Annotated in this window: 1 protein-coding gene and 1 pseudogene; both read right to left on the bottom strand. The window is 66.4% G+C overall.

The window, feature by feature from the left end:
- Positions 1 to 224: 224 nt before the first annotated feature.
- Positions 225 to 1,697: a pyruvate kinase gene (gene pyk, locus ACFWAY_RS53660; protein ID WP_378516526.1), complete on the bottom strand. Its 1,473-nt coding sequence runs from the start codon at positions 1,695 to 1,697 to the stop codon at positions 225 to 227.
- Between the two features lie 18 nt (positions 1,698 to 1,715).
- Positions 1,716 to 1,844, bottom strand: a pseudogene (locus ACFWAY_RS53655) (2-oxo acid dehydrogenase); the annotation flags it as partial.

Here is a 1,844-nt window from a genome sequence, read left to right as displayed (position 1 = left end):
ACCCCGGTCCCCGGCAGCGCCTCCTCGTTCACGAAGTCGTAGAGCACCTTCGCGACCTGCAGACCGCCGACCTCAACACGCTCAGTCATGAAATGACTCACCTTCCGCACTTGGCAAAACTTCCACGATGCGAAAACACAGTTTCGTATCTTGACATAGAGAAAACCGTGTCCATCGTGTTCTGTCAATAGCGGACGGCCGTACGGTTGCAGCGTCACATCCGATCAGTGGTCTTCTTCGCCGATCCGGTGGACGTGAATCAGGTTCGTCGACCCGACGGTGCCCGGAGGCGACCCCGCGACGATGACGACGAGGTCGCCCCGCCGGTACCGGCCCAAGCCGAGGAGTGCGTGGTCGACCTGGTGGATCATCTGGTCGGTCGATGACACGGGATCGACGAGGAACGTCTCCGTCCCCCACGTCAGCGCCAACTGGGCCCGCACCGCCGGAAGCGGGGTGAACGCCAGCAACGGCAACGGCGTGTGCAACCGCGCCAACCGGCGCACCGTGTCCCCGGACTGGGTGAACGCCACCAGCGCCGCAGCACCCAACCGTTCCCCGATGTCACGCGCCGCGTAGGACAGGACCCCACCCCTCGTGCGGGGCACGTGCGCCAGCGGCGGCACCTGTGTGGACCTCTCCTCCACCGCGCTGATGATTCGGCCCATGGTGCGGACCGTCTCCATCACGTGCTTGCCCACGGACGTCTCGCCCGACAGCATGACGGCGTCGGCACCGTCGAGGACCGCATTGGCCACATCGGACGCCTCGGCCCGGGTCGGCCGCGAGTTCTCGATCATCGACTCGAGCATCTGCGTCGCGACGATCACCGGCTTCGCATTCTCGCGGGCAACCTGGACGGCCCGTTTCTGCGCGAGCGGCACCTGCTCGAGAGGCAACTCCACACCCAGATCGCCGCGGGCGACCATCACCGCATCGAACGCCAGCACGATCGCCTCGAGGTTTTCGATCGCCTCCGGCTTCTCGAGCTTCGCGATCACCGGAACCCGCCGGCCGACCCGATCCATCACCGCATGCACCAGTTCGATGTCCGCCGCCGACCGCACGAACGACAGCGCGATCAGGTCGACACCGAGACGCAGCGCGAACTCGAGATCGGCGATGTCCTTGTCCGACAGCGCCGGAACCGACACATTCATCCCCGGCAGCGACACACCCTTGTTGTTGCTGACCGGTCCCCCCTCGGTGACCCGGCACACCACATCGCTGCCCTCGACGCCGGTGACGACCAACCCGATCTTGCCGTCATCGACCAGCAACCGGTCACCCGGGGTGGCGTCCTCGGCCAACTGCTTGTAGGTGGTCGACACCCGGGCATGGGTGCCCTCGCACTCGTCGACGGTGATCCGCACGACGTCGCCGTCCGACCAGACGGTGCCACCCTCGGCGAACCGCCCCAACCTGATCTTCGGACCCTGCAGGTCGGCGAGAACACCCACCGCCCGCCCGGTGACATCGGCCGCAGCCCGCACCCGGAGGTAGTTCTCCTCGTGATCGGAATGCTCGCCGTGACTGAAGTTCAGCCGCGCGATATCCATCCCGCAGTCGACGAGTTCACGGATGCGATCACCGGTCGCCGTCGCGGGCCCCAACGTGCACACGATCTTCGCGCGCCTCGCCGACCCGGGCGCCTGCCCCGCCGGTGTGACGAGATATTCGGAAACTGTTGCAGTCATAAGTTTTTCAGTTCTCCACTAGGCGCTTCCCGTGTCCGCATAGGACACGGCGGCGGCGCGGACGTCGTCGATGCGGTACCGGTTGGCGGCCTCGACGGCCTTGGAGCGGTCGAGGGTGCCTTCGCCGGCGAGGGCGGACAGGACGGC

It is taken from the genome of Rhodococcus sp. NPDC059968 (assembly GCF_042738615.1).
Classification (GTDB): Bacteria; Actinomycetota; Actinomycetes; order Mycobacteriales; family Mycobacteriaceae; genus Rhodococcus_F.
The sequence above is the reverse complement of the archived record's forward strand: the minus strand, read 5'-3'. Positions and strand labels throughout refer to the sequence as shown.

What these genes read in the sequence shown, in the direction of transcription:
- pyk (WP_378516526.1), bottom strand. Translation starts at nt 1,697, where the DNA reads ATGACTGCAACAGTTTCCGAATATCTCGTCACACCGGCGGGGCAGGCG.